The sequence below is a fragment of the Spartinivicinus poritis genome (genome assembly GCF_028858535.1).
Classification (GTDB): Bacteria; Pseudomonadota; Gammaproteobacteria; order Pseudomonadales; family Zooshikellaceae; genus Spartinivicinus; species Spartinivicinus poritis.
Genome location: NZ_JAPMOU010000145.1, coordinates 1 through 1,939, shown reverse-complemented (window position 1 = coordinate 1,939; position 1,939 = coordinate 1). Strand labels below are relative to the sequence as shown.

At 46.3% G+C, this 1,939-nt stretch carries 1 protein-coding gene; it reads right to left on the bottom strand.

Going from position 1 to position 1,939, the window contains the following annotated elements; translation table 11 throughout:
* Positions 1–43: 43 nt before the first annotated feature.
* Positions 44–1,876 (bottom strand): toxin TcdB middle/N-terminal domain-containing protein, encoded by a 1,833-nt coding sequence (locus ORQ98_RS29405; protein ID WP_274692388.1) that lies wholly within the window; start codon positions 1,874–1,876, stop codon positions 44–46.
* Positions 1,877–1,939: the final 63 nt, after the last annotated feature.

Here is a 1,939-nt window from a genome sequence, read left to right as displayed (position 1 = left end):
GAGCCATGCCTGTAGTCCAGCCCTTTAAGTCTTCCTCATCCTGCTAGTCAAGCATTAAAAACTTCGGAATCGAGTTATAGGTTTTATCGTATTCCCACAGGCTGACTTTCCAATCAGGTTTATCCTGTTGGGCGTTATCAATTCGCTTAATTAACCGATCTAGCTTATCGTAATGCAGGGTCGTGACCTGGCCTTTGGCATCCTGCTGGCGCGTCAGGCGGTCAAGCGCATCATAGCCATAAGCCCAATTGCCTTTATCTGGATCATTCATCGCCACCTTACGGCCACGGATGTCGTAGGCAATGGTAGTGATATTGCCAGCAGGATCAGTGGTTTGGGTTAAATTCCCAAAGGCATCGTACTGATACTGCAGGGTACTGCTTAACGCATCAACCACACTCACCACTTGGCCCAAAGCATTTTGGTGGGTGGTTTTGGTTTGGCTTAATGCATTGGTGACAACTGTCGTTAAACCGTTATAAGCAGTAGTGCTCACACTGTCATCAGGACGAGTGACTTGAACAGGTCTTAACAACTCATCGTATTGGTACGTGGTCCAGCGTCGCTCTGTATCCGTACTAAAATAAGGAAACGACTGTCGTTTAATTTGCCCAAGTGCATCATACTCAGTATCTGTCCAAGTAATTTTGCCAGTTAACGCAATGGATTCTGTGCGAACAGAACGGCCTAGATTATCAAAATAGGCTTTCGAAGGACTGCTACCACTGGATTGAGTTTGTACCCAGTATTTAGCCGTTGCAGGGCTATCGCCTGTAAACCAACCCCGTGTCACCGTGGTTTCAGTGCCATCATGACGAACTTCTTTTTCCAATCGACCAAAGCTGTCGTATTGATAACTGGTCACCTTGCCATTGGCGTCAGTGCTGCTCAGGGTGACACCCCAGAATGGATCAACCGTTTGCGAGGCGATATGGCCTAACGCATTAGTGGTGGTTTTTAAGAAGCGGCCATCTGCCGTATAAGTAAACTGGGTCGTCGTCGCTTCAATACCCGCTCCGGTTTGAGTGACCTCAGTGGGGTTACCAAAACTGTCGTAGCTGTAATGAGTGGTAAGAATTAAATCGCCATTATCTGGCTCCACCGTTTGCTGCAATAATGCCCCGGTCGTGCCATCAAAACTAAAGGCATGGGTGCGGGTTTGACTAGTGGTATTGGGTGCACGGCGGGTGGCTTCTGTGCGCGTGGCTAACCCCAACAACCACTGACTTTCATCATTGCTGTAAGTAGTATTAACGGTTTGTTGATAACTGCCGTATTTATCTTCCGTTGTTGTTGTACTCTCGGTGACATTACCAAATGCATCATACGTCAGTTGCTGGTTAGTCTCGGATAGCCGTGCATCCTGCAGCGATTTTTGAATTGTGGTGCTGCTCGCCAAAAGGGTTTGATAACGGGTAATTCCACCATCATCCAGCTTGGTAACCTGCCAATCTTGTTTGATGTCTTTTAATATCACACCATCTTTAGACAGAGTTTGGCTGCGAGAAAGCAAACCCAGTTTGCGGCTATCCACTTCCTGAGCGTATTCATTGATGGTTTGAATACCCGTCTCTACTTGCGTGCTAGTGACCTTAGCAAACCCTAATGACCCTAGCCCTTTTTGATGGAATTTTAAGCCTTCGTATGCATAGTTCGTGGTGGTAAAGCCCTTAATGCCATTGGCTTTTTTCACCTGGGTCACCACATACGTCGCCGGTTGGGTATCTTTTAACGGATATTCGCTACCAGTGCTTTTGGTGAAAGTGGCTTTATCAGTTAACGGTTTATACGTCAGTTGGGTAACATGACCGAGGCCGTTGGTGATTTGTTTAACTAAGACTTTTTTTGTTTGGTTATAAGAAACCAGCCCTTTCAAGGTGATTTTTTAGCCGCTTTTAAAAGCCTTGCTGTTGAAATATGGGGCTGGATTTTTATTTGT